At 64.0% G+C, this 21,937-nt stretch carries 21 protein-coding genes; 14 read left to right on the top strand and 7 right to left on the bottom strand.

Annotation, left to right across the window (positions count from 1 at the left end; translation table 11 throughout):
• Window positions 1-187: 187 nt before the first annotated feature.
• The 4 genes from ACVOMB_RS07495 to ACVOMB_RS07510 all read left to right on the top strand — a co-directional run bounded on the left by ACVOMB_RS07495 (window position 188) and on the right by ACVOMB_RS07510 (window position 2,681).
• The gene (locus tag ACVOMB_RS07495; RefSeq protein WP_481530585.1) at window positions 188-514 is read left to right on the top strand and encodes a metalloregulator ArsR/SmtB family transcription factor; all 327 of its coding nucleotides are present in this window, start codon (window positions 188-190) and stop codon (window positions 512-514) included.
• Between the two features lie 17 nt (window positions 515-531).
• A complete protein-coding gene (locus ACVOMB_RS07500; protein WP_481530586.1) occupies window positions 532-1,920 on the top strand; it encodes a DUF2867 domain-containing protein in 1,389 nt (462 codons plus the stop codon).
• Between the two features lie 104 nt (window positions 1,921-2,024).
• Window positions 2,025-2,426, top strand: coding sequence for an OsmC family protein (locus ACVOMB_RS07505; protein WP_481530587.1), 402 nt, complete (start codon window positions 2,025-2,027; stop codon window positions 2,424-2,426).
• A 6-nt stretch (window positions 2,427-2,432) separates the two neighbouring features.
• Window positions 2,433-2,681, top strand: a complete 249-nt coding sequence (locus ACVOMB_RS07510; protein WP_481512674.1) for a hypothetical protein — start codon at window positions 2,433-2,435, stop codon at window positions 2,679-2,681.
• Window positions 2,682-2,959: 278 nt separating this feature from the next.
• Here the strand turns inward: ACVOMB_RS07510 and ACVOMB_RS07515 are convergent, their stop codons facing one another.
• Entirely contained in the window at window positions 2,960-3,751 is a 792-nt protein-coding gene (locus ACVOMB_RS07515) for a DUF4349 domain-containing protein (RefSeq protein ID WP_481530588.1), read from the bottom strand.
• A 264-nt stretch (window positions 3,752-4,015) separates the two neighbouring features.
• On the opposite strand from ACVOMB_RS07515, the gene ACVOMB_RS07520 reads away from it, so the two are divergent.
• From ACVOMB_RS07520 to ACVOMB_RS07545, 6 genes are all read left to right on the top strand, one after another.
• Window positions 4,016-5,818 (top strand): DUF885 domain-containing protein, encoded by a 1,803-nt coding sequence (locus ACVOMB_RS07520; protein WP_481530589.1) that lies wholly within the window; start codon window positions 4,016-4,018, stop codon window positions 5,816-5,818.
• 368 nt (window positions 5,819-6,186) lie between these two features.
• Window positions 6,187-7,191, top strand: coding sequence for an NAD(P)H-quinone oxidoreductase (locus ACVOMB_RS07525; protein ID WP_481530590.1), 1,005 nt, complete (start codon window positions 6,187-6,189; stop codon window positions 7,189-7,191).
• Between the two features lie 110 nt (window positions 7,192-7,301).
• Window positions 7,302-7,883 carry a TMEM175 family protein gene (locus tag ACVOMB_RS07530; protein WP_481530591.1) on the top strand — a complete coding sequence of 194 codons (582 nt, stop codon included), beginning with the start codon at window positions 7,302-7,304 and terminating at the stop codon, window positions 7,881-7,883.
• A 143-nt stretch (window positions 7,884-8,026) separates the two neighbouring features.
• Window positions 8,027-8,482, top strand: coding sequence for an iron chaperone (locus tag ACVOMB_RS07535; protein ID WP_481530592.1), 456 nt, complete (start codon window positions 8,027-8,029; stop codon window positions 8,480-8,482).
• A gap of 51 nt (window positions 8,483-8,533) precedes the next feature.
• Window positions 8,534-9,031, top strand: a complete 498-nt coding sequence (locus ACVOMB_RS07540; RefSeq protein WP_481530593.1) for a hypothetical protein — start codon at window positions 8,534-8,536, stop codon at window positions 9,029-9,031.
• A 22-nt stretch (window positions 9,032-9,053) separates the two neighbouring features.
• Entirely contained in the window at window positions 9,054-9,353 is a 300-nt protein-coding gene (locus ACVOMB_RS07545; RefSeq protein WP_481530594.1) for a hypothetical protein, read from the top strand.
• Between the two features lie 83 nt (window positions 9,354-9,436).
• On the opposite strand, the gene ACVOMB_RS07550 is transcribed toward ACVOMB_RS07545, so the two are convergent.
• Both ACVOMB_RS07550 and ACVOMB_RS07555 read right to left on the bottom strand, forming a co-directional pair.
• On the bottom strand, window positions 9,437-11,269 hold the full coding sequence (locus tag ACVOMB_RS07550; RefSeq protein WP_481530595.1) for an ABC transporter ATP-binding protein: 1,833 nt from the start codon (window positions 11,267-11,269) through the stop codon (window positions 9,437-9,439).
• A 193-nt stretch (window positions 11,270-11,462) separates the two neighbouring features.
• Window positions 11,463-13,040: a serine hydrolase gene (locus ACVOMB_RS07555; protein ID WP_481530596.1), complete on the bottom strand. Its 1,578-nt coding sequence runs from the start codon at window positions 13,038-13,040 to the stop codon at window positions 11,463-11,465.
• 103 nt (window positions 13,041-13,143) lie between these two features.
• On the opposite strand from ACVOMB_RS07555, the gene ACVOMB_RS07560 reads away from it, so the two are divergent.
• The 3 genes from ACVOMB_RS07560 (at window position 13,144) to ACVOMB_RS07570 (ending at window position 15,565) form a co-directional block, all read left to right on the top strand.
• Entirely contained in the window at window positions 13,144-13,572 is a 429-nt protein-coding gene (locus ACVOMB_RS07560) for a VOC family protein (RefSeq protein ID WP_481530597.1), read from the top strand.
• 198 nt (window positions 13,573-13,770) lie between these two features.
• Window positions 13,771-14,598: a DUF72 domain-containing protein gene (locus ACVOMB_RS07565; RefSeq protein ID WP_481530598.1), complete on the top strand. Its 828-nt coding sequence runs from the start codon at window positions 13,771-13,773 to the stop codon at window positions 14,596-14,598.
• A gap of 46 nt (window positions 14,599-14,644) precedes the next feature.
• On the top strand, window positions 14,645-15,565 hold the full coding sequence (locus ACVOMB_RS07570; RefSeq protein WP_481530599.1) for a DMT family transporter: 921 nt from the start codon (window positions 14,645-14,647) through the stop codon (window positions 15,563-15,565).
• A 25-nt stretch (window positions 15,566-15,590) separates the two neighbouring features.
• Here the strand turns inward: ACVOMB_RS07570 and ACVOMB_RS07575 are convergent, their stop codons facing one another.
• The 4 genes from ACVOMB_RS07575 to ACVOMB_RS07590 all read right to left on the bottom strand — a co-directional run bounded on the left by ACVOMB_RS07575 (window position 15,591) and on the right by ACVOMB_RS07590 (window position 21,360).
• Entirely contained in the window at window positions 15,591-16,655 is a 1,065-nt protein-coding gene (locus ACVOMB_RS07575; protein ID WP_481530600.1) for a GGDEF domain-containing protein, read from the bottom strand.
• 81 nt (window positions 16,656-16,736) lie between these two features.
• Window positions 16,737-17,459, bottom strand: a complete 723-nt coding sequence (locus tag ACVOMB_RS07580; RefSeq protein ID WP_481530601.1) for a pseudouridine synthase — start codon at window positions 17,457-17,459, stop codon at window positions 16,737-16,739.
• A gap of 54 nt (window positions 17,460-17,513) precedes the next feature.
• On the bottom strand, window positions 17,514-19,139 hold the full coding sequence (locus tag ACVOMB_RS07585) for a sensor domain-containing diguanylate cyclase (protein ID WP_481530602.1): 1,626 nt from the start codon (window positions 19,137-19,139) through the stop codon (window positions 17,514-17,516).
• A 238-nt stretch (window positions 19,140-19,377) separates the two neighbouring features.
• Entirely contained in the window at window positions 19,378-21,360 is a 1,983-nt protein-coding gene (locus ACVOMB_RS07590) for a DEAD/DEAH box helicase (RefSeq protein WP_481530603.1), read from the bottom strand.
• Between the two features lie 195 nt (window positions 21,361-21,555).
• On the opposite strand from ACVOMB_RS07590, the gene ACVOMB_RS07595 reads away from it, so the two are divergent.
• Complete coding sequence (locus ACVOMB_RS07595; RefSeq protein ID WP_481530604.1) at window positions 21,556-21,819, top strand: RNA-binding S4 domain-containing protein; 264 nt, start codon at window positions 21,556-21,558, stop codon at window positions 21,817-21,819.
• Window positions 21,820-21,937 lie beyond the last annotated feature (118 nt).

Consider the following 21,937-nt stretch of genomic DNA (forward strand, 5'->3'; position numbering starts at 1 on the left):
CCCCCCGCCCCCCCGCCCCCCCCCCGCCCCCCCCCCCCGCCCCCCCCCCCCCCCCCCGCCGCCCCGCCCCCCCCCCCCCCCCCCCCCCCCCCCCCCCCCCCCCCCCCCCCCCACTACAGGTACACCGCTTGACATGCCCGGGCAATCAGGCGCTTAATTAATTAACGAATTAGTTAATTGATTATCCATGCCTGCCGATCAGATCTTCGAAGCCCTTGCCTCTCGCCCGCGCCGGGAGATCCTGGCCTATCTGTCGGCGCAGGAACTCACCGCAGGCGAGATTGGCCAGCGTTTCGAGATGAGCGCACCGGCCATCTCGCGCCACCTCTCGGTTCTCTCCGCCGCCGGGCTGGTCACCAGCGAGCGTCGCGGCCAGTTCGTTTTCTACCGGCTTACCCCCGACAACATGGTCAACACTTTGAGCAGCTTCGCCTTCAAGCTCTGCCCAACCGCCGGGCCGCTGCAGCGCGAATCGCGTCGCAATGCCAAGACCAAGGCAAAACCCGTCAGCTGACTACCACGAGGCATCGCATGGAACGCAGTCGCACTCCCAACGAAAGCAGCTTTCCGCATGTCTCGGTCAATGCCAGTGATGGCAGCCGCGCTGCGGAAGTCACACTACTGACCCAGCTGGATGTGGGCGCCGGCGATGCGGTTGCAACAGCGGCAGGTGCACGGCAGGCCCAGCATGCGCATTTCAACGATGCGCTGGACGAGCCTTCGGCGCGGCTTTCAGCACCCAACCTGGCGGCCGGCGACAACGCCGCGCTCTACACGTTCTCGGTGGGTCGCAATGGTCACCCCTTCCACCGTCATGCTGCACCGCGTGTGTTCACCGCGATCAGCGGCAGCGGCGGCGCGCGCCTGCGATTCATCGCCGCCGGTTCGGCCTGCGATACGTCGATGGATATCCAGCGCGCCCTGCGCCACGTCGAAATTCCCGCCGATTGCCTGTTCACCGTGCGCATGGCCGCCAACACCTGGCACCAGTTTGAGCCGCTACGCGGCAATGGCAGGCATCCGGCCCTGTTCGCGGTTTCCTGCCACCCTGATGAAACCGCAGGCGCGCTGGATCCCACACTGCAGGCACAGGTAATGCGCGGCGAAGCCGACCTCGCCAGTCTCACTGAACTGATGCCGGCAGCACTGCAGCAGCACACACAACAGACGCAGGTGTGGACCAGCGTACTCAGCTTCGATCCACTGCCTCGGCAAGCTTGGGCCTGTGCGTTTTTGCGTCGTCATGCCGGGCAGTTGCGCCAACTGCTGGTGCAACGCCGCCCGCGCAGCGGCACTACATCGCACAAGCTCCCCACCCTGCGAGCGCAAAGCACGCATCAACTGCCGCCGAACTCACTGTTGGCCAAGCAACTGGCGAGTTACCACCATCAGGATCACGTAGAAGTTCAGATCGACCAACGCTGGCTGGTCGGTAGCAATCCGGAACAACTACTGGCAGCGCTGCTCGCCGCCTTCATCCAACAACCCGCCGGCAGCGTCAGCGGCCTGATGCGGCTACGGAATCTATTGGCGCGGCCGTTGCGACTGCGCACCTCTTCATTGGGTTGCCCGGTGTCGTCGCTACTGAGCGATGCGCCAGCACAACGCTTTGCCCAACGCTTCCCGGTGCTGGCCACTTCCATCAGAGCCAACTCGGCACAGGTGCTGCTCGGCGCCGATGATCGCCATCTGCAATTCCGTTCCAGCGTCGCCGTGCAGCGCGATGGCGAGCTGATCACCTTCAGCCTTTCCACCCGCGTGCATTGCCGCAATACCTTCGGGCATCTGTACATGGCAGCGGTGGACCCGATGCATCGCCATTTCATCGCACCGAAGATGCTGAAGACTGCGGTCAATTGCCTGCTTGAGGAGGCTGCAACAGCCCACCATGCGGGCGCCGCGGCCATCGTGACGATGTGAACAACGGCATCGTTCAGCCGATGGGACGATGCAGGCAATAATTGGTGACTACCGGAGCTGCCTGTATCGCAGTAGTTTGGTGATTCGTTCCGAAGGAGGCTGCCATGGCCCACGTCACCATTGAATCAACGGCAAGCAACTACGCCCATCACATCAGCAACGGCGTCCACAGTCTGGTTGCTGATGAGCCGGCCCGGTTGGGCGGGCAGGACGCGGGCATGGCGCCATTCGATCTGTATCTGGCATCGCTGGCAGCCTGCACCGCCATTACCTTGCGCATGTATGCAGAGAAAAAAGGTTGGCAGCTGGGTGAGTTCAACGCCGATCTCACATCCAGCCGCGATGAAGCCGGTAAGCTGCAGGTGCACCGCATTCTTTCCGCTACCGGCGCGTTGACTGGCGAACAATGGGAGCGATTACTTGATGTCGCCACCCGCACACCGGTCACAAAAGTGATGGGCGAAGGTGCGACCATCACCAGCGAACACCGCGCCCTGAAAAGTTGAGACGCCATGTTTACGATTGTTGTGATCTGGGATGCAGACAACGCGGAAGTGACGCAGTGGGATGAGACCCCATGGGTCACCACTTTCAAGGATCGCGAAGTGTCTTTGCGGGCTGGGCCGCGCGAGCGGGTGGATGCCAATGGCGTCAGCAGCCAGGTGGCGGTCTATCTGCCCGATGAGTTCAACGAGGAGGAGTTCCAGGAACTGTTTGCCGCGCATGAAAAGCGCATTCCGGAGCTTCATCTGCACGGCTGATGCTTGATGTGGGATGTGGAATGTGGGAGCGGGGGGGGGGGGGGGGGGGGGGGGGGGGGGGGGGGGGGGGGGCGGGGCGCGGCGGGGGGGGGGGGGGCGGGGGGGGGGGGGGGGGGGGCCGCGGCGGCGGCGGGGGCGGGGGGGGGGGGGGGGGGGGGGGGGGGGGGGGGGGGGGGGGGCGGGGGGGCGGGGCGCCGCCCCCCCCCCCCCCCCGCCCCCCCCCCCCCCCCCCCCCCCCCCCCCCCCCCCCCCCCCCCCCCCCCCCACAAAACCAATGATTACTTCTTCTTGCGACGGCGCCACCACAGCCGCAGCAGCCACGCCATGAAGCCACCAACCAGAATCAACGGCAGCAGGCCTGCGGCAATGCGGATCACATAGGCCACGCTGGTGGTGAAGATCTCGCCGAAATCGCCGAACGCCCGACCAATCTCGCTGCGGTTGCGCTGACTGTTGGTCGATTCGATATTGATGGTCACCAGCTGCGTATCGATGCGGCGGTGCTGCTGTGCCGAATCACGATTGGCCTGCTGCAGCCCGGCTTCAATTTCCGAAAGACGCTGCGAGATGGTCAACAGGTCGGCCACGGCCAGATCACGGCGCTGTTGATACTCGATCAGGCGCTCGTGCTCGGCCTTCAAACGGTCCTGCATCAACTGGGTATCGGCAACCTGCTGGGCCAGATCCTCGGCCTCGGTGTTGCGGGTGGTCACTTCGCCCTTGTCGCTGGCCAGCGCGATCAGCGGCTCCACGCCCTTGGGGGCGACCCGCACCTTGATCGAACCGCGGGGCGTATCACCGCCCTGCTGGGACACGTTGAGCACCGCACAATCGCCGAGCTTCGCGCTCTGGCAGGCCTCGGATACAGCCTTCACCCTGGGGCCAATGTCCTTGCCCGGCAACTGCAGCTGTACCGTGTGCTCGTAGGCCAGGAACGCGCCTTCCGGGGATTGCACCGCATCGGCGGCACTGGCCGCGCTATCGGCCGACATCTCATGCTTGGCGCAACCACCCAGCGCAAGTAGCGCGCCCAATGCCAACGCCAAGGTCCTTCCGTGCAATTGCTTCATGCTTCCATGTTCCAGGTGGTTTCGTGGCGGCAGCATAGCGATATAGCTGAATACGAAGGCTAAAAATTTGTGCAGAGCCAGGTAGCCCGTGTAAGCGCAGCACTCCCGGGAGCTGATTCGCCCGGCAGACCGCACTCGCAGGTGCGCTGCGGTGTCCATCCGCACCCAATCGCCTATCTCGGCAAGCCGCCACCAACCAACGGCATGTGCGGCGCAGGCCCAGTCCGCCTATGCTCGGGGATTCCCTCAGTAACAGGATCACCGATGCGCAAGCACCTGCTCGCCGCCGCCCTGCTCGCCAGCCTTGCCGGCTGCCAGAGTGGCGACGCCCCGACCGCTCCGTCCACCACCACCGAGCAGGCTGGACAGGCCCAGGCCGATGCACAGTTCGCCGAGCTGTCGAAGAAGGCGCTGGATACCTGGATGCAGCTGTCCCCGGTCAGCGCCACCCAGATCGGTGATCACCGCTACGATAGCCAGCTCGACGACCTCAGCGCCGCCGGCCAGCAGAAGAGCCTGGACGCCAGCAAGGCCCTGCTTGCCGAGCTGGACAAGCTCGACGTCAGCAAGCTCGGCCGCGAAAACCAGGTGGATGCCGCGATCCTGCGCAACCAGCTGCAGTCGGACATCTGGTCCAACGAAACCATGCAGTCGTGGAAGTGGGACCCGCAGGTTTATAACGGCCTGGCTGGCAGCGCCATCTACGGCCTGATGGCGCGCGAGTTCGCACCGCTGCCGGAGCGCCTGAAGTCGGCCACCGCACGTATCGAACTGATCCCGCAGATCTTCGCCGCCGCGCGTACCAACCTGGACCCGGCACGCGTGCCGAAGATCCACGCCGAGACCGTGGCCAAGCAGAACCGCGGCATCCTCAGCCTGGTTGAAACCTTCATCGTGCCCAACATCGGCCAGCTTGAAGCCGCCGACCAGGAACGCCTGAAGACCACCATCGCCACGCTGACCACCGCCGTCGAAGAACAGCAGACCTGGCTGGACAAGACCCTGGTGCCGAATGCCAAGGGTGAGTTCCGCATCGGCGCGGAGAAGTACGACCAGAAGCTGAAGTTCTCGCTGAACTCCTCGCTGTCGCGTGCCGAGATCGGCGAGCGTGCCCGCGCTGAACTGACCCGCGTGCGCAAGGACATGTACGGCATCGCCCAGGTGGTGTTGAAGGACAAGCCGGGCGCACCGGAAATGCCGGCCAACCCGACCGATGACCAGCAGCAGAAGGCGATCGAAGCCGCGCTGGAACTGGCCTATGCCGACAAGCCGGCCCGCGACAAGGTCGTTGACGATGCCAAGGCCGCGCTGGACCAGTCCACCGAGTTCGTGCGCAAGCATGACCTGATGACCCTGCCCGACGCGCCGGTCGACATCATCCTGATGCCGGAATTCCAGCGTGGCGTGGCCGTGGCCTATTGCGACTCGCCGGGCCCGTTGGACAAGAACCTGAAGACCTTCTACGCGGTCTCGCCGATTCCGGACGACTGGAACGACAAGCAGGTGGATTCCTTCCTGCGCGAATACAACAGCCGCATGATCCACCTGCTGTCCATCCACGAAGGCACCCCGGGCCATTACCTGGAAGGCTGGCATTCGGGCAAGTTCCCGTCGACGCTGCGTGCGGTATTGCGCTCAGGCCTGTTTGCCGAAGGCTGGGCGGTGTACACCGAGCGCATGATGCAGGAGCAGGGCTACCTGGATAACGACCCGCTGTTCCACCTGGTGCAGCTGAAGTTCTACCTGCGCACCATTGCCAATGCCATCCTCGACCAGGGTGTGCACGTGGACAACTGGAGCCGCGAGCAGGCCATGCAGCTGATGACCCACGACGCCTTCCAGCAGGAAAGCGAAGCCTCCGGCAAGTGGGTGCGCGCACAGCTCACCTCCGCGCAGCTGCCGACCTACTTCGTCGGTGCGCAGGAGCACTTCGACACCCGCAAGGCAGTGCAGGAAAAGCAGGGTGCAAACTTCAACCTGAAGGCCTACCACGACCAGATCCTGTCCTACGGCGCGCCGCCGGTGCGTTTCGCACGCCAGCTGATGCTGGAACAGCCGATCGAGTAAGACCGGTTGGTTTGTCTACTGAAAAGCCCGGGCAATGCCCGGGCTTTTTTTGCGCCCCTTGCATCACACGCCACCCGCGCGCAGCGCTTGCGTTTGTAGGAGCGGTGTAAGCCGCGAAGCTGGCATTGCTTGAGCCAAGCGTACCTGTGCAGTCCAGTGATGTATCTGTTTGCCGGCATATGCCGATCCCAAGAACGGACGCCTAGCATTCAGCAGCTCAGCTGCCAGCTGCCAGCTGCCAGCTGCCAGCTGCACCGTACATAACAATGCATGGCAGAAAAATCATATGTGGATGTGCGCTTGTAGCTGACGCTGAGAGCTATTGTCGATGCGTTCCAATACGCAGCGGCCGCGCCAAATCTCTAAAAATGACCATCCCAAAGAAGATGCAACAGATCCAGGTTTCGGCTGCAGGCGATGCCAGCACGCTGCAGCTTGCAACCGGCACCACGCCAGAACCGCGTAGCGGTGAAGTCCTGATACGCGTGGCCGCCGCCGGCATCAATCGCCCCGATCTGTTGCAGCGACGCGGCCTGTATCCACAACCCGCAGGTGCCTCCGATATTCTGGGATTGGAGGTTGCAGGAACCGTGGTCGACACCGCTGCCGATGTGCAGTCGCCGCGCGTGGGCGAGCGCGTCTGTGCGCTGCTGACTGGCGGTGGCTACGCCGAGTATGTGACCGCACCGGCGCTGCAATGCCTGCCCATTCCTGCGCGCCTGTCCATGCTGGAAGCCTGCGCACTACCGGAAACCTTCTTCACCGTCTGGTCCAACCTGTTCATGCCTGGCAACTTGGCAGCGGACGAAAGCATCCTCATCCATGGCGGCAGCAGTGGCATAGGCACCACCGCCATTGCACTCACGCACGCCTTTGGCGCACGCGTCATCGTCACCGCAGGCAGCGATGAGAAGTGCCGCGCCTGCCTGCGTCTAGGCGCCGACCATGCGATCAACTACAACACCCAGGACTTCGTCAGCGAGGTCCGTGACATCCAGCACATTGGCGGCGTGGATGTGGTGCTGGACATTATCGGTGGCGAGTACTTTGCGAGGAACCTGGAGTTGTTGAACATAAAGGGGCGCATCGTCCAGATCGGCATACAGCAGGGTTCGGAAGTGACACTTCCGCTGCGCACCCTGATGCAGAAACGCGCCTCGATTACCGGCTCGACACTGCGCCCGCGCAGCGTCGCCGAGAAAGCCGCTATCGCCCAGCAGCTTCAGCAGCAGGTGTGGCCATTGATCGAGTCAGGCAAGATCCGCCCACCCTTGATCGACAAGGTCTTCCCCCTGGCCGATGCTGCGCAGGCACATGCATGGATGGAACGCGGCGAGCATATCGGCAAGATCGTGTTGCAGGTGGCGCACTGAGGCGGCCACCTAGCGTCCCCTCCACTTCGCGCGCTCCAACACACCGCCACGACGCTCCGGCATGTTAGGTTTCCGCCAAATTGAAGGCGGAATCCCGCCAGGAGCTGACGATGGGCAAGGGTCGACTTGAAGCCTTCAGTGACGGTGTACTGGCCATCATCATCACCATCATGGTGTTGGAGATGCGACCACCGGAGGGCGCCTCGCTTGACGCACTACGGCCGCTGCTGACTACCCTGCTCAGTTACCTGCTGAGCTTCGTCTACATCGGCATCTACTGGAACAACCACCATCACCTGCTGCAGGCCTGCCAGAAGGTCACCGGCAGTGTGTTGTGGGCCAACCTGCACCTGCTGTTCTGGCTGTCGCTGCTGCCGTTCGCCACCCATTGGATGGACGACTTCAACAACCAGCCACTGCCCACCGCACTCTACGGCTGCATCCTGCTGGCCGCCGCCATCGCTTACTGGATCCTGCAGCGACGCATCGTCGCTGCCGACGGCGAAAACTCGCGCCTGCGGCATGCGCTGGGCAGTGACTGGAAGGGCAAGTTGTCGCCGCTGCTCTACATCAGCGGCGTCGCCCTGAGCTTCGTCAACGCCCATCTTGCACAGCTGCTATACGCCGCCGCTGCCCTGCTCTGGCTGATCCCCGACCGGCGCATTGAGCGCGAGCTCGGCCAAGCCGACTGAGCTGCCAGCAACTGGCAAGCAGTCGCTTCGCCTGCCGATACCGCCTGCCTCATGGCGGACTGCCCATCTGCACCCGCACTTTACATTTGCGCCCGTCGCTTGGGTTAAAAAGCCCTGCCCACCCATCCTTTGCAGGAGTTTCGATGGCCGCTTCCAAATCCAGCGGGTTTACCGCCGAAGAACAGGCCGCGATGAAAGAACGCGCGCGCGAGCTGAAGGCCGAAGCCAAGGCCGGCAAGCTGAAAGCCGATGGCGAAGCCGAACTGCTGGCCAAGATCGCCGAGATGCCAGCCGCGGAACAGCAGATGGCCCAGCGCCTGCATGCCATCGTCAGCGCCGACGCCCCCTCGCTCAGCCCCAAGACCTGGTACGGCATGCCAGCCTACGCACGTGATGGCAAAGTGGTTGTGTTCTTCCAAGGGGCAAGCAAGTTCGGCTCGCGCTACTCAACGTTGGGCTTCAACGACACCGCGGCACTGGATGACGGCGCCATGTGGGCCACCGCCTTTGCGCTGACCGAGTTCACGCCCGACGTCGAGAAGAAGATCACCATGCTGATCAAGAAAGCCTTGCGCAACCGGGGCAGCAGCCTGCAATAGGCAATCCTGACGTCTGCAGCTATCTTGTCCTGCCCGACAGTGATGGACCGCATGTCTTTCTGGACCTGGTTGTTTCCGCGTACGCATATTGTGTTCTCCAGCCCTCTGCCGCGCCAGCAGGCGGTACAGGCTCTGCGCGCTGCCACCGCGCGTGGCAACCTGACCGCCACCGGCAGCGTCGCCGGATCGGTAGGCGAGCAGAATGTGCATCTGTATCACCGGGTCGTGATGCGAAATTCGTTCAAACCGCATTTCCGCGGCGAGTGGCACGCCACCGCGCAGGGCTGCGAACTGCGGGGCAGGTTTGCCCTGCCAGCACTGGTCTTTCTCTTTGTATCCTTCTGGCTGGGCTTCTGCGTATTGTGGAGCCTGGTGACAGCCACGCAGTTGGGCAGGTTCGACCTGATGCTGCTGCCTGCAGTGTTACCGGGCGTGCTGATGTGCGGCTTCGGTATCGGCCTGTTGCGGCTAGGCCAATATCTGGCCGCTGATGACCCGGCGATCCTGTCACGGGTGATCAGGCAGGCACTACAGTCCCCGTCTGTCTGATCCCAGTTGAGAGAATCCCTGCTTGTCCAATCACAACAACGCCACGCTGGAACTGCAGAAGCTGCAATTTGAAGTGATGCAGCAACTGGAAGTGATCGCCGACGACATCAAGGCCGGGCGGCTTGCTGCCGATGAGGGCTCGGCCAAGGCCAAAGCCATCATCGCCGCCAGCGAACAGCAGCGTGTAGCCATGTTCAACGCCGCGATCAGCGCGACCCAGCGCCAGCGCCGCCGCGGCTGGTTGTTTGCGTTGATGGTAGTTGTCGCCATCGCGGCATTGGTAGCCGGTCTGCTGCTGGCGCGTATCAGCGCTAGCATTTAGCCCTGTAGTGCCGAGCCATGCTCGGCAGGGGCATTACCGGGAAGGCCTCTGTCGAGTATGGCTCGGCACTACCACACACCAATTCAGCCTTCGGCTGCAACAAACCCACCGGTCTGCCGCGCCCACAACCGCGCATACAGCCCGCCCGCTGCAACCAGCTCGGCATGCGTGCCGGTCTCAACGATCCGGCCCTGGTCCATCACCACCAATCGATCCATGCGTGCGATGGTCGACAGGCGATGGGCAATGGCAATGACGGTCTTGTCGCCCATCAGCTCGTCCAGACTGTCCTGGATCGCCGCTTCCACTTCCGAATCCAACGCCGAAGTCGCCTCGTCGAGGATCAGGATCGGCGCGTCCTTCAGCAATACGCGGGCGATGGCGATACGCTGGCGCTGTCCACCGGACAGCTTCACTCCGCGCTCGCCAACATGGGCGTCATAGCCCTGCCGGCCCTGCCCGTCCACCAATGAATCGATGAAGCCTTCGGCACGGGCCTTGGCCACGGCGGCGCGCAACTGCTCCTCACTGGCATCCGGACGGCCGTACAGCAGGTTGTCGCGGATCGAGCGATGCAGCAGCGAGGTGTCCTGGGTAACCACGCCGATATTCGCGCGCAGGCTGTCCTGGGTGACGTGGGCGATGTCCTGCCCATCAACCAAGATCCTGCCGCTCTCCAGGTCATACAGCCGCAGCAGCACGTTGACCAGGGTGGACTTGCCGGCGCCCGAGGGCCCGACCAGACCGATCTTCTCCCCCGGCTTTACCGCCAGGTTCAAACCAGCCATCACCCCGCCGCGCTTGCCGTAATGGAAGTGCACGTTCTGGAAATCCACCGCGCCGGCAGTGACAAGCAGTGGCTTGGCATCGGCCGCATCCTGTACGGTCAAGGGCTGGGCGATGGTTTCCATGCCGTCCTGCACCGTGCCGATATCCTCGAAGATGCCGTTGATGGTCCACATGATCCAGCCGGACATATTGTGGATGCGGATCACCAAACCGGTCGCCAAGGTGATCGCGCCGACGCTGATCAGGCTGTCCTGCCACAGCCACAAGGCCAGCGCACAGGTACCGACGATCAGGAAGCCATTGAGGACTGCGATCACCATCTCCAGGCCGGTGGTGATCCGTGTCTGCGCGCGGTGCTTTTCTGCAAGCTCCTGGATGGCCTCGGCGACATAGCGCTGCTCATGGCCGCTGTGCGCGAACAGCTTGAGCGTGGCGATATTGGTATAGCCGTCGACGATGCGGCCCATCGCCCGCGAACGTGCATCGGATGCGATCCAGGCGCGGTGCTTCATCCGCGGCACGAAGTACACGCCGATGCCGATATAGGCCACCAGCCAGATCGCCAGTGGCAGCATCAAACGCCAATCCGCCTGTGCGAACAGGTAGAGCGCGGTGCCGGTATAGACCACGATGTACCACAGCGAATCCACCATCTGCACAGCGGATTCGCGCAGCGAGGTGCCGGTCTGCATCACCCGGTTGGCGACGCTGCCAGCAAAATCATTCTGGAAGAAACTCAGGCTCTGCCGCACCACATGGTTGTGCATCAGCCAACGCGAACGGTTGCTCAAGCCCGGAACGATGGACTGGTTGACCAGCAGATTGTGCAGCGCGACCAGCAGCGGCCGCGCCAGCAGGGTGATACCGGCCATCCACAGCAGTTCACTGGCGTGGCGCTGGAAGAAGCCATTGCCAGAACCCTCGGCAAGCATGTCGACGATGCGGCCGAGGAAATCGAACATTGCCACTTCAACCAGCGCCAGCAGCAGGCCGGCGATCAGCGTGGCCAGCAGCACCGGCCAGACCGGGCGCAGGTAATGCAGGTAGAAGCGCACCACGCCACGCGGCGGCGTGCGGGTATCCACCGGCGGGAAGACGGGAATCAGGGATTCGAACCAGCGCAGCATCGCCACGGCCTGTAAAACCAGAACAGGCCGCGATTGTCCCATCGCGGCCTGTGTTGTGTCTGTCTAGACGATGAGGAACTGTCTGGTTGTGGGAGCGGCGTCAGCCGCGAAGCCGATACCGCTTCCACACCCCTGATCAGCAGCGATCTGACAATTCATCTGCTTCGCGGCTTACGCCGCTCCTACAAATGCGTCACTCCGCCTTTGGCTTCAGCAGCAGATCCTGGAAGTCGAAGCTGAAATCGGTCAATGACGACACTGCCTGCATCCTTACCTCACGCACCTTGCCATCCGGATCCAGGCTGAAGTTGACGAAGGCATCAGCGTTGAGCGAGCGGTTGTCCCAACGCACGATGAAGGTGTCGTGCTGCCAGTGCTCCATGGTGCCGACCAGATCCGCCGTCGCACCGAAGCGCAGGCGTAGCTTGCTGCCCTGCTGCTCGACGAACACATCGCCGTACCATGCATCGCGATAGGCGCCCGCATAGCCGGACAGCGGCAATGAAGACTTGCTCTTGGCATCACGTGCAGCCACATGCTTGTCCCAGCCCTCGTCGGCGTTGCCCTGCGCCTTGGCGACACCGGCGGCATACGCAGCCACCCAGTCATTGCCCTGCGCGCCGAGCATGGCATCGAGCACACTCATGGTGATCGCATTGAAGGCGGCACCGGATTCCTGATTGGTCAGCACCACCACGCCGAGGTTCTGCTCCGGCACCAAGGTCAGACGCGACACCTGGCCCGGCCAGCCGCCTGTATGCCAGACCAGTTTCTGGCCGCGGTAGTCACTCAGGCTCCAGCCCTCGCCGTAACCGGCGAAGTTCGGCCGTGCCGGCGCCAACTCCGGCACCGATGGCTTGGGCACCACCTGCGGGATCTGCATCTGCCACATCTGCTGCTGGGTCTTCTCGGTGAACAGCGGCGTGCCATCGGCGAGCTTGCCTTCGGCCAGCTGCACGTTCATCCACTTGGCCAGGTCATGCACGCTGGAATAGATGCCACCGGCACCAGCGTTGTTGGACCAGGTCAGCGGCGGCACCGGGCGCAGGTCCTTGAAGTCGAACTTGGCATGGCCAACGGCGGCCTTGTCACCGGGCTGCAGGTGGTCGGCGTTGTAGCGGGTCTCGCTCATGCCAACTTTGTTGAAGATACGCTGCTGCAGGAAGTCGGCGAACGACTGCCCGGACACCTTCTCGATCACCTGCTGGGCAACCGCATACAGGATGTTGTCGTAGGCATAGCGGTCACGGAAGCCGTTCTTCAGCGGCACCTGCGCCAGCCGCGCCACCACCTCGGCATTGCTGTAACGGGTGGTCGGCCAGAACAGCAGGTCGCCAGCGCCCAGACTCAAGCCGCTACGGTGCGAAAGCAGGTCACGGATGCGCATTTCGCCGGTGACATAGGGATCGGACATGCGGAACGACGGCAGGTGATCGACTACGCGGTCGTCCATCTTCAGCTTGCCGTCCTCGGCCAGCAGGTTCAGCGAGGTGGCGGTGAAGGCCTTGGTGTTGGAGGCGATGGCGAACAAGGTATCGGCCTGCACCGGCTCGGGCTTGCCCAGCTCGCGCAGGCCCCAGCCACGTTCCAGAATCACCTTGCCGTCCTTGACCACGGCCACGGCCACGCCTGGCACATCGAACAGCTGGCGTACGCGCTCCACCGTGGCGTCCAGCTGCTGCAGTTCCGTCGGCACTGCCTCCTGTGCGGAGGCCATCGGTGCCACCACGCCCATCGCGAGCACCAGCCCGCCACCCAACCAACTATTCAAAGTGCGCTCCTGTGTGGATCGATGCCAGCTCGGCGCCGGCCTTCTCGCGATGGTAACGCGAGCGCGCCCACCCTCGCCTTTCCGCAGCTGCCCACAAGCCACCATGGACCTCGCCGCCCGCACCACCGCTACCATCATCCCCTGCCTGCGCTACCGCGATGCACCGGCCGCCATCGAGTGGTTGTGCACGGCCTTTGGCTTCCAGCGTCACGCCGTGTACCAGGACGGTAACGTGGTTCATCACGCACAGCTGGTGTTCGGCAACGGCATGATCATGCTCGGCTCGGTGCAGCCAGGCGAATGGGGCAGCAATATGATCCAGCCCGATGAAGTGGGCGGCATGGAGACGCAGAGCGCCTGCGTCATCGTCAGCGATGCCGACGCGCATTACGCGCAGGCCAAGGCCGCTGGCGCGGAGATCATCATGGATATCGCCGACCAGGCTTACGGCGGCCGCGGCTATGCCTGCCGCGATCCGGAGGGCCATCTGTGGTGGTTTGGCAGCTATGACCCGTGGGCCCCCAGCGCGTAGGGGCCGCGGCCCCGCCGCCGCGTGTGGGGGGGTGGGTGGGTGGGGTGTGGGGGGGGGTGGGGGGGGGTCGGTGGCGGGGGGGGGGGGGGCGCCCCAACTACACCGCCCTCTTGCCGAGCATGGCTCGGCACTACCTTGTGCGGTTACATTGTCGGCTTCGCGGCTTACGCCGCTCCCACAAAACATCGGGGTTTGGCTTTGAACGATCTGTTTGCGAGCGCGCCGCATACACCCGGTGTGCACATCGGTATTGGTGGCTGGACCTATGTGCCGTGGCGCGGCGGCACCTTTTATCCAGTCGGGCTGGTGCAGCGGCGTGAGCTGGAATTCGCCAGCCAGCAGTTGACCAGCATCGAGATCAACGGCACCTACTACGGCGCACAGAAGCCACACATCTACGCCGCTTGGCGCGATGCCACGCCGGAGGGCTTCGTGTTCTCGGCCAAGGCGCCCAAGCGCATTGTCACTGCACGCAAACTTGCAGCTACCGGCGGGCAGATCGAAGACTTCATCGACGGCATCAGCCATCTCGGTGATCGCCTCGGGCCGCTGCTGTGGCAGTTCGAAGCCGGGCGCAGCTTGGACCGCGACGATCTTGCCGCCTTCCTGCAATTGCTGCCGCAGCAGGTCAACGGCCGCCGCCAGCGCCATGCACTGGAAGTACGTGATCCAGGCTGCTTCGACGCAGATTTGGTGGCGCTGATCCGCCAGCACGGTATCGCTCTGGTCTATACCGACTCGACGGCCTATCCCAACGCCGCCGACCTCTCCGGCGACTTCGTCTACGCACGCCTGATGGGCAGCCGCGACGAGCACGCTACCGGCTACCCCGCCAGTGAGCTTGGACAATGGGCCGAACGGGTCCGTCGCTGGCGCAAGGGCGAAGATGTGGCCGAACTGCCACATCTGGCCGCGCCGGTTGCGGCCGCCGCACCGCGCGAGGTCTTCCTCTACTTCATCAGCGCCGCCAAGCACCGCAACCCATCGGCAGCGCGCGAACTGCAGCGCTTGGTCGATACAAACTGAAGCCGGCAGCACGGCGCCGCCGATCCGCATCGGCGACAATAGGCCGATGCCTACCGACGATACCCGCAAAGCCCTGTTGCAGATCCATTTCTGTGTTCTGCTATGGGGCATCACCGCCATTCTTGGCAAATTGATCACTCTGCCCGCGCTGCCGCTGGTGTGGTGGCGCATGTTGCTGGTGGTGGCGATGCTGGCACTGCTGCCACGGGTGTGGCGCGGCCTGTCGGGCTTGAACCTGCGGCTGGTGCTGGGCTATGCCGGTATAGGTGCACTGGTGGCGCTGCACTGGCTAACGTTCTATGGCGCGGTGAAGCTGGCCAATGCCTCGGTTGCCGCGACCTGCATCGCACTGGCGCCGGTGTTCACCGCCATCATCGAACCGTGGATCGCGCGGCGTCCGTTCCAGATGCGCGAGTTGGCGCTGGGCGTGGTGGTGCTGCCAGGTGTCGCGCTGGTGGTTGGCGGCGTGCCTGATGGCATGCGCCTGGGCGTGGCGGTAGGTGCTGCATCCGCGTTGCTGGTTGCCCTGTTCGGCTCGCTCAACAAGCGCATGGTCGGCCATGCCGATCCGCTGACCGTCACTGCTGTGGAATTGGGCGCGGGCACCTTGACCCTGACCCTGTTGGCTCCGGTACTGCCGTTCCTGCTGCCCGCCTTGGCCAGCGATCTGTGGGTGCTGCCCAACCTGCACGATGGCTTGTTGCTGCTTGCCCTGTCCGGCCTGTGCACGCTGCTGCCGTTTGCCTTGGCACTGGTCGCACTAAGGCATTTGAGCGCCTACACCACGCAGTTGGTAACCAATCTGGAACCGGTCTACGCGATCGTGCTGGCGATGCTGTTCCTCGGCGAGCAGCATGAGCTGACGCCGCAGTTCTATCTGGGCGTGGCGATCATTCTCGGTGGTGTGTTCCTGCATCCACTGCTCAACCGCCTGCGGCCGGCGGCGGCAAGCGCCGGTTCGGCCTGATCGGCTGTTGTTGGTATAGCCCGACTCAGCTTGCTACCACCACGCGGTCGCGCCCCTCGGCCTTGGCCTGATAGAGCGCGGCGTCGGCACGCCGCAGGGTTTCGCCCGGGGCTTCGCCGGCGCGATGCACGGCCAAACCGATGCTGACCGAAATCGGCAGGCCGATCGGCAGCAGTCCCACCGATTCGCGCAGGTATTCGCATTGCAGCTCGGCCTGTTGCAGCGGCGTGTCCGGCATCAGGATCACGAACTCCTCGCCGCCATAGCGCGCAGCCATGCCGCGACCCGCGAACTGCGACTTCAGCACGCTGGACAGCTCGGTAAGAACCCGATCACCTTCGTTGTGGCCATGGATGTCATTGACCAGCTTGAAGTGGTCGATATCGACGATGGCCACTGCTGGCGGCACCTCACCAGCACGCCCGATCGCTTCCGAAAGCGCGGCAGACAGGGCGCGACGATTGGGCAAGCCGGTCAGCGGATCGGTACGGGTCTGTTCGGACAGCTCAAGATTGAGCTGCTCCAATTGCTGGTAGTACTCGAGCAGATGCGCCTCGTACCAATCGTGCTCAGCCTGGTGATGGTCGATTTCAATCCGCAGCAGGCGCATCTCCATCATCCGGCTGACCTGCCGCGACAGCGCGCGCAGCGCTTCGGCCTGCGGCGTACCCAACTGCGCCGGCACCGAGTCGAACACGCACAGCGAACCCAGCGCATAGCCGTCGCTGCTGAGCAGCGGCGCACCGGCATAGAAGCGGATGTGCGGGTCGCCCAACACCGACGGGTTGCCACTGAAACGCTGATCCTGGCGGGCGTCGGCTACCACCGTCAGCTCCTGCGGCTTGAGGATGGTGTGGGCGCAGAACGCCTCGTCGCGCGGGGTCTGCTCGCCATCCAGCCCCTGCAGCGATTTGAACCATTGGCGGTCGCGATCAATCAAGGTCACCGCCCCCATCGGCGTGCCGCAGATGGTGCGGGCGATGGTCACCAGATCATCGAACTCCTGCTCGCGTGCGGTATCCAGCACGCGGTAGCGCTGCAGCGCGGCAATACGTTCGGTTTCATTGGCAGGCAGGGCGGGCTTGATCATGCACGAGTCCAAAGCGGCAGGATGGAGAGCGCTGCAGAGTCTAGCTGCACCGCGCGCAAGGCGCGGTGAGCACGTCACATTTCACCACTGCTGCTGTTGCGGCAGCAGACCGTGCAGTTCCTGCTCGCTCAGGTTGCGCCATTGGCCCGGCTTCAACGCACCGATCTTGACGTTGTCGATGCGTACGCGCCGTAGCGTGTTGACGCGGTAGCCGAACTCGGACGCCATCAGGCGGATCTGCCGATTCAAGCCCTGCTCCAAAATGATGCGGAAGCCATACTTGCCCAGGCGGCTGGTGCGGCACGGCAGCGTGGTCTCGTTGCGGATGCGTACGCCACGGGCCATGCCACGCAGGAATTCATCGGTGACCGGCTTGTTGACCGCCACCAGATACTCCTTCTGGTGGCCGTTTTCGGCACGCAGGATCTGGTTGACGATGTCGCCATTGCTGGTCAGCAGGATCAGTCCTTCGGAATCCTTGTCCAAGCGGCCGATCGGAAAGATGCGCTGCTCGTGGCCAATGAACTCGATGATGTTGTCGCTGACCGCACTCTCGGTGGTGCAGGTGATGCCCACCGGCTTGTTCAGCACGATATAGACATGGCGGCGGCCGGTGCTCTTCTGCACCGTACGCGCACGCAGCGGCTGGCCGTCGACTTTTACATCGTCGCCCTCGCCCACCACCGCACCGGTACCGGCGACGATGCCGTTGACGGTGACGCGACGGGCGGAGAGCAGGCGGTCGGCCTCACGGCGCGAACAGAAGCCGGTTTCGGCAATGTGCTTGTTGATTCGAATTGTCATAAGCGAATTATCCGCCATCGCCCGCGGCCGGAACAGCACGGCCGAATCGCTTGTTCAGGGCACTTCCTGAATATCGCGCGCATCCACCACCTGGTCGCGGCCGCTACGCTTGGCCTGGTACATGGCATTGTCGGCCCGCCGCAGCAGCCCGGCCACGTCATTGTCGCGGTACTGCAGCTCGGCCAGACCAATGCTGGCGGTGACCACCAGGCCATCGTGCTTGAGCCCCCGCGCCTGTACGGTGACCTTCTCACGCAGCTGCTCAAGCCGCGGCCGCGCCGCATCAGCGCGGATCCCGGGCAGCAGGATCAGGAACTCTTCACCACCCATGCGGATCACGTCACTGCGGCTGCGTACGCCGCTCAGCAGTGTTCCAGCCACCGATACCAGCACCTCATCGCCGCCATCGTGGCCATAACGGTCGTTGATCTGCTTGAACAGGTCGATATCCAGAAAACCGATCGACAGCGGCTGCCCGGCGGCCTTGGCCTCGCGCAGGTAGTGCTCCAGCTGGCGCAGGCCGGCGCGTCGATTGGGCAGGCCGGTCAAAGTGTCGGTATCAGCAAGCTCACGCATCTCGTCGCGCTGCTGACGTAACTGACTGAGACTGCGGTTGAGCGAGTACGCAGCCATCATCAGGAACCAGGTTACCGATACCTGGATCGCCTCGACCCGGAATTCCACCAGCAGGCGGTTGTCCAGCAGGTCCGCCAGCGCCATCACCAGCAATGGAATCACTGCCACCAAGCCATCCAACGCCTGGAAATAGCCGCGCCGCAAAGCGACGATGGCAATGCCTACCGAGGCCAGGCAGATCAGCGTGAACAGGTCATCCAGCGTGCCTCCCATCCACGCCAGCAGCGGCCATGGCATCAACGGCGCAGCCAGCGCGACCAGTGCCAACACGATCATCAGCACCTGCATCCAGCGCCGCGAGCCACGCATCACCCAGCGGCCACCGCACATGCGCCAAAGCACCCAGCCCATCACTGCATAGCTGAGTGCGGATACCGACACCATCCACACCGGCGCATGCCCGCCCACCGGCAGCCACGGCTCGGGATAGCCGCTGAGCCCGCTCAACACTGCCTGCCACACCACCAACAGCGCGCAGACCAAGGTATAGATCAGGAAATCACGCCCACGGGTGGTGGCAAAACCCATCAATGCAGACAACGCCAAGGCCAGTGCAATCGCCACGCATGCGGTACGCACCACCAGTCGCAGGGTGTCCTGCTGCTGCAACGGGCTGGGCGCACCGAGGTGCACGGTGGGAATCCAGCGTGGCTTCAGTGGCGACTCCCAGGCCACCCGGATCGGCTCGACCGTGCCCTGTTTGGGCACCACGACCAGACCTACGCCCGCGCGGAAACGCGAGTCGCGAGTGCGGGCGTCCTGCATGTCACCGCAGACCTGTCGCTCACCGTGCACAATCATCACTTCACCGGCAAAGACGTTGAACACGCCCACGCCCTGCGGTGCGCCTGACCAACCGCCTTCGGGAGCCGGAATTTCAATCGCCGGGCGCATTCGCGCCAAGGCTTCGGCGCTGCAGGCACGCAAGGGCGCCTGTTCAGCGGTTGCGGCGCCGGTAATCAGGAAGTCACGGTCCACCTGCAGCGGCTGGGTAGCGCCCAGCAACGGCCACAACGTGAAAAACGCCGACAGCAACAGAAGCACGGCCCAGCCACGCCTTACCCTGCCAGCACCTGCCCCTCCCCCTACTGCCATGAGCTTCCCTCTCGCGTTCCCCGACGCGGACGGGCGGCATTATCGCAATAACCCGACGCCAGCAGTACGTGAAGGCGATCGCGGCCTGCACTTGTCGCCCCGCTCTGTCCTGGCAGGCCGACAAACGGTCAAAACAGACAACCCCGGCATTGCCGGGGTTGTCTGGTCACACATTGGACTGGCTGGATCAGTAGTTGCGCGGGCCGCGCGGCTTGAAGCCACCCGGACGCGAACCACCAGGACCACCCGGGCCGCCCGGACGCGGGCCGCGCGGGCCACCCGGACGCGGACCGCCCGGCTTGCCGTCGCCCTTGTCGAAGCGCGGCTTGAACGGCGTCGCTGCGCCACCCTGCTCTTCGCCTGCCTCAACCTTGCGCATCTGCAATTGCTGGCCCGACACCCACACCTTCTTCAGGTGCTGCAGCACGTCGGTCGGCATGTCTGCCGGCAGATCCAGCACTGAGTGGCCGTCATGGATATCGATGCGACCAATGAAACGGCTCTCAAGACCCGCTTCGTTGGCGATGGCACCGACGATATTGGCCGGCTTCACACCATGGGTGTGACCGACTTCAATGCGGTAGGTCTCCATGCCGAATTCCGGCGCGCTGCGCGGCGGCATTTCGCGACGCGGACGCGACTCGAAATCACCTTCGCCACGCGGCGGACGCGGTGCACGCTCGCCGTCGTCATGACGCGGTGCACGCTCGAAACGCGGCTCGAAACGGGCCGGGCGATCGCCACGGTCACCGCGCTCGTCACGGCGATGGAAGCCGCCGTCACGGGCCGGACGCTCGTTGCGGTCATTGCGCTCGAACGACGGCTCGCGGCGTTCACGCACCGGCGGGCTCAGCAGGAACGGCGAATCACCCTGCAGCAGCTTGGCCAGCGCGGCGGCGATATCGATGGCCGGCACGTTGTGCTCGCCTTCGTAACGCTGCAGCAGGTCGCGGTAGAAATCCATGTCACCAGCAGCCAGGGTCTGGCTGATGCGGTCCATGAACTTGGTCACGCGGTGGTCGTTGACCGCATCCACGCTCGGCAGCTGCATTTCTTCGATCGGCTGGCGGGTAGCGCGCTCGATCTGGCGCAGCATGCCCTTCTCGCGCGGGGTGACGAACAGGATCGCCTCACCGCTGCGGCCGGCACGGCCGGTACGGCCGATACGGTGCACGTAGCTTTCGGTGTCGTACGGGATGTCGTAGTTCAGCACGTGGCTGATGCGTTCCACGTCCAGACCACGGGCGGCCACGTCGGTGGCAACCAGGATGTCGAGCTTGCCTTCCTTCAGCATGGCGATGGTGCGCTCACGCTGGGCCTGCTGCATGTCGCCGTTGATGGCGGCAGCGGCCAGGCCACGCGCCTGCAGCTTGCTGGCAAGCTCCTCGGTGCCGGCCTTGGTACGCGCGAAGATGATCATCGCGTCGAAGGTTTCCACTTCCAGGATGCGGGTCAGCGCGTCCAGCTTGTGCATGCCAGCCACCCACCAGTAACGCTGGCGGATATTGGCCGAGGTGGTGGTCTTGGACTGGATGGTCACTTCCACCGGCTCACGCAGATAGGTCTGCGCGATGCGGCGGATCTGCTGCGGCATGGTGGCCGAGAACAGCGCGACCTGACGGCTTTCCGGCAGCTTCTTGAGCACGGCTTCGACGTCGTCGATGAAGCCCATGCGCAGCATTTCGTCGGCTTCGTCGAGCACCAGCGTCTTCAGCTCGGACAGATCCAGGGTGCCGCGATCAAGGTGATCGATCACCCGGCCCGGGGTGCCGACCACGACGTGCACGCCACGGCGCAGCGCCTGCAACTGCTGTGCATACGGCTGGCCGCCGTACACCGGCAGCACGCGGAAGCCCGGCATCGACGCCGAATAGGTCTGGAACGCCTCGGCGACCTGGATGGCCAGCTCGCGGGTCGGGGCCAGCACCAGCACCTGCGGCTTGGTGGCGGAAAGATTGATGTTGGACAGCACTGGCAGCGCGAAGGCACCGGTCTTGCCGGTGCCGGTCTGCGCCTGGCCGAGCACGTCGCGGCCTTCCAGCATGGCCGGAATGGTGGCAGCCTGGATCGGTGACGGGGTCTCGTAGCCGACTTCGGCCACTGCCTTCATCACAGGCTCGGATAGGCCGAGATCTGCAAACAGCAGCGGCGCGGGGGTATCTTGGGACATGGTAACTCCGGGGGCACCGCCGCGAACGGGCGGGCGAAAAGACGCATATTGTGCGCTCTAAACAGCTCTGCTGTCGCGCATGGCTTGATTTGCGTTCAGCTTACGAACACAACCGGCCGCCGCTTGGCCCCTGTTGGAGCACCCGCACGGGTCGCCGATGACGCACAATAGCACTCGTTTTTATCCGTGAACACCATGCAGACCATAGAATTTGAACTTGACCGCGATTACGTGGAACTGAAGCAGCTGCTGAAACTGGCCGATCTGGTCACCAGCGGCGGCGAGGCAAAAATGATCATTGCCGACGGCCAGGTCACCGTGGATGGCGTGGTGGAGCTGCGTAAAGCCTGCAAGATCCGCGGCGGCCAGCAGGTTGTGCTGGGCGATGTCAGCATCAACGTGCTCGCCGACCCGGACCCGAATCGTGCCGAAGAAGACGACGAAGACGAAGACGAGTGATGTAGTGCCGAGCCATGCTCGGCAGAAGCTTTCCCCGCACCCGTCAGCCCCGCAGCGTTTGTAGGAGCGGCGTAAGCCGCGAAGCTCACGCCCTGTCCGGCATCGCACCCTCGCCTGC

The sequence above is a fragment of the Stenotrophomonas sp. STEN018 genome (assembly GCF_056760235.1).

Coding starts and splice junctions, on each gene's coding strand:
- ACVOMB_RS07500 (WP_481530586.1), top strand. CDS start 532: ATGGAACGCAGTCGCACTCCCAACGAAAGCAGCTTTCCGCATGTCTCG.
- ACVOMB_RS07540 (WP_481530593.1), top strand. CDS start 8,534: ATGTCTTTCTGGACCTGGTTGTTTCCGCGTACGCATATTGTGTTCTCC.
- ACVOMB_RS07550 (WP_481530595.1), bottom strand. CDS start 11,269: ATGCTGCGCTGGTTCGAATCCCTGATTCCCGTCTTCCCGCCGGTGGAT.
- ACVOMB_RS07590 (WP_481530603.1), bottom strand. CDS start 21,360: ATGTCCCAAGATACCCCCGCGCCGCTGCTGTTTGCAGATCTCGGCCTA.
- ACVOMB_RS07505 (WP_481530587.1), top strand. CDS start 2,025: ATGGCCCACGTCACCATTGAATCAACGGCAAGCAACTACGCCCATCAC.
- ACVOMB_RS07580 (WP_481530601.1), bottom strand. CDS start 17,459: ATGACAATTCGAATCAACAAGCACATTGCCGAAACCGGCTTCTGTTCG.
- ACVOMB_RS07535 (WP_481530592.1), top strand. CDS start 8,027: ATGGCCGCTTCCAAATCCAGCGGGTTTACCGCCGAAGAACAGGCCGCG.
- ACVOMB_RS07570 (WP_481530599.1), top strand. CDS start 14,645: ATGCCTACCGACGATACCCGCAAAGCCCTGTTGCAGATCCATTTCTGT.
- ACVOMB_RS07595 (WP_481530604.1), top strand. CDS start 21,556: ATGCAGACCATAGAATTTGAACTTGACCGCGATTACGTGGAACTGAAG.
- ACVOMB_RS07520 (WP_481530589.1), top strand. CDS start 4,016: ATGCGCAAGCACCTGCTCGCCGCCGCCCTGCTCGCCAGCCTTGCCGGC.
- ACVOMB_RS07510 (WP_481512674.1), top strand. CDS start 2,433: ATGTTTACGATTGTTGTGATCTGGGATGCAGACAACGCGGAAGTGACG.
- ACVOMB_RS07525 (WP_481530590.1), top strand. CDS start 6,187: ATGACCATCCCAAAGAAGATGCAACAGATCCAGGTTTCGGCTGCAGGC.
- ACVOMB_RS07575 (WP_481530600.1), bottom strand. CDS start 16,655: ATGATCAAGCCCGCCCTGCCTGCCAATGAAACCGAACGTATTGCCGCG.
- ACVOMB_RS07515 (WP_481530588.1), bottom strand. CDS start 3,751: ATGAAGCAATTGCACGGAAGGACCTTGGCGTTGGCATTGGGCGCGCTA.
- ACVOMB_RS07495 (WP_481530585.1), top strand. CDS start 188: ATGCCTGCCGATCAGATCTTCGAAGCCCTTGCCTCTCGCCCGCGCCGG.
- ACVOMB_RS07530 (WP_481530591.1), top strand. CDS start 7,302: ATGGGCAAGGGTCGACTTGAAGCCTTCAGTGACGGTGTACTGGCCATC.
- ACVOMB_RS07560 (WP_481530597.1), top strand. CDS start 13,144: ATGGACCTCGCCGCCCGCACCACCGCTACCATCATCCCCTGCCTGCGC.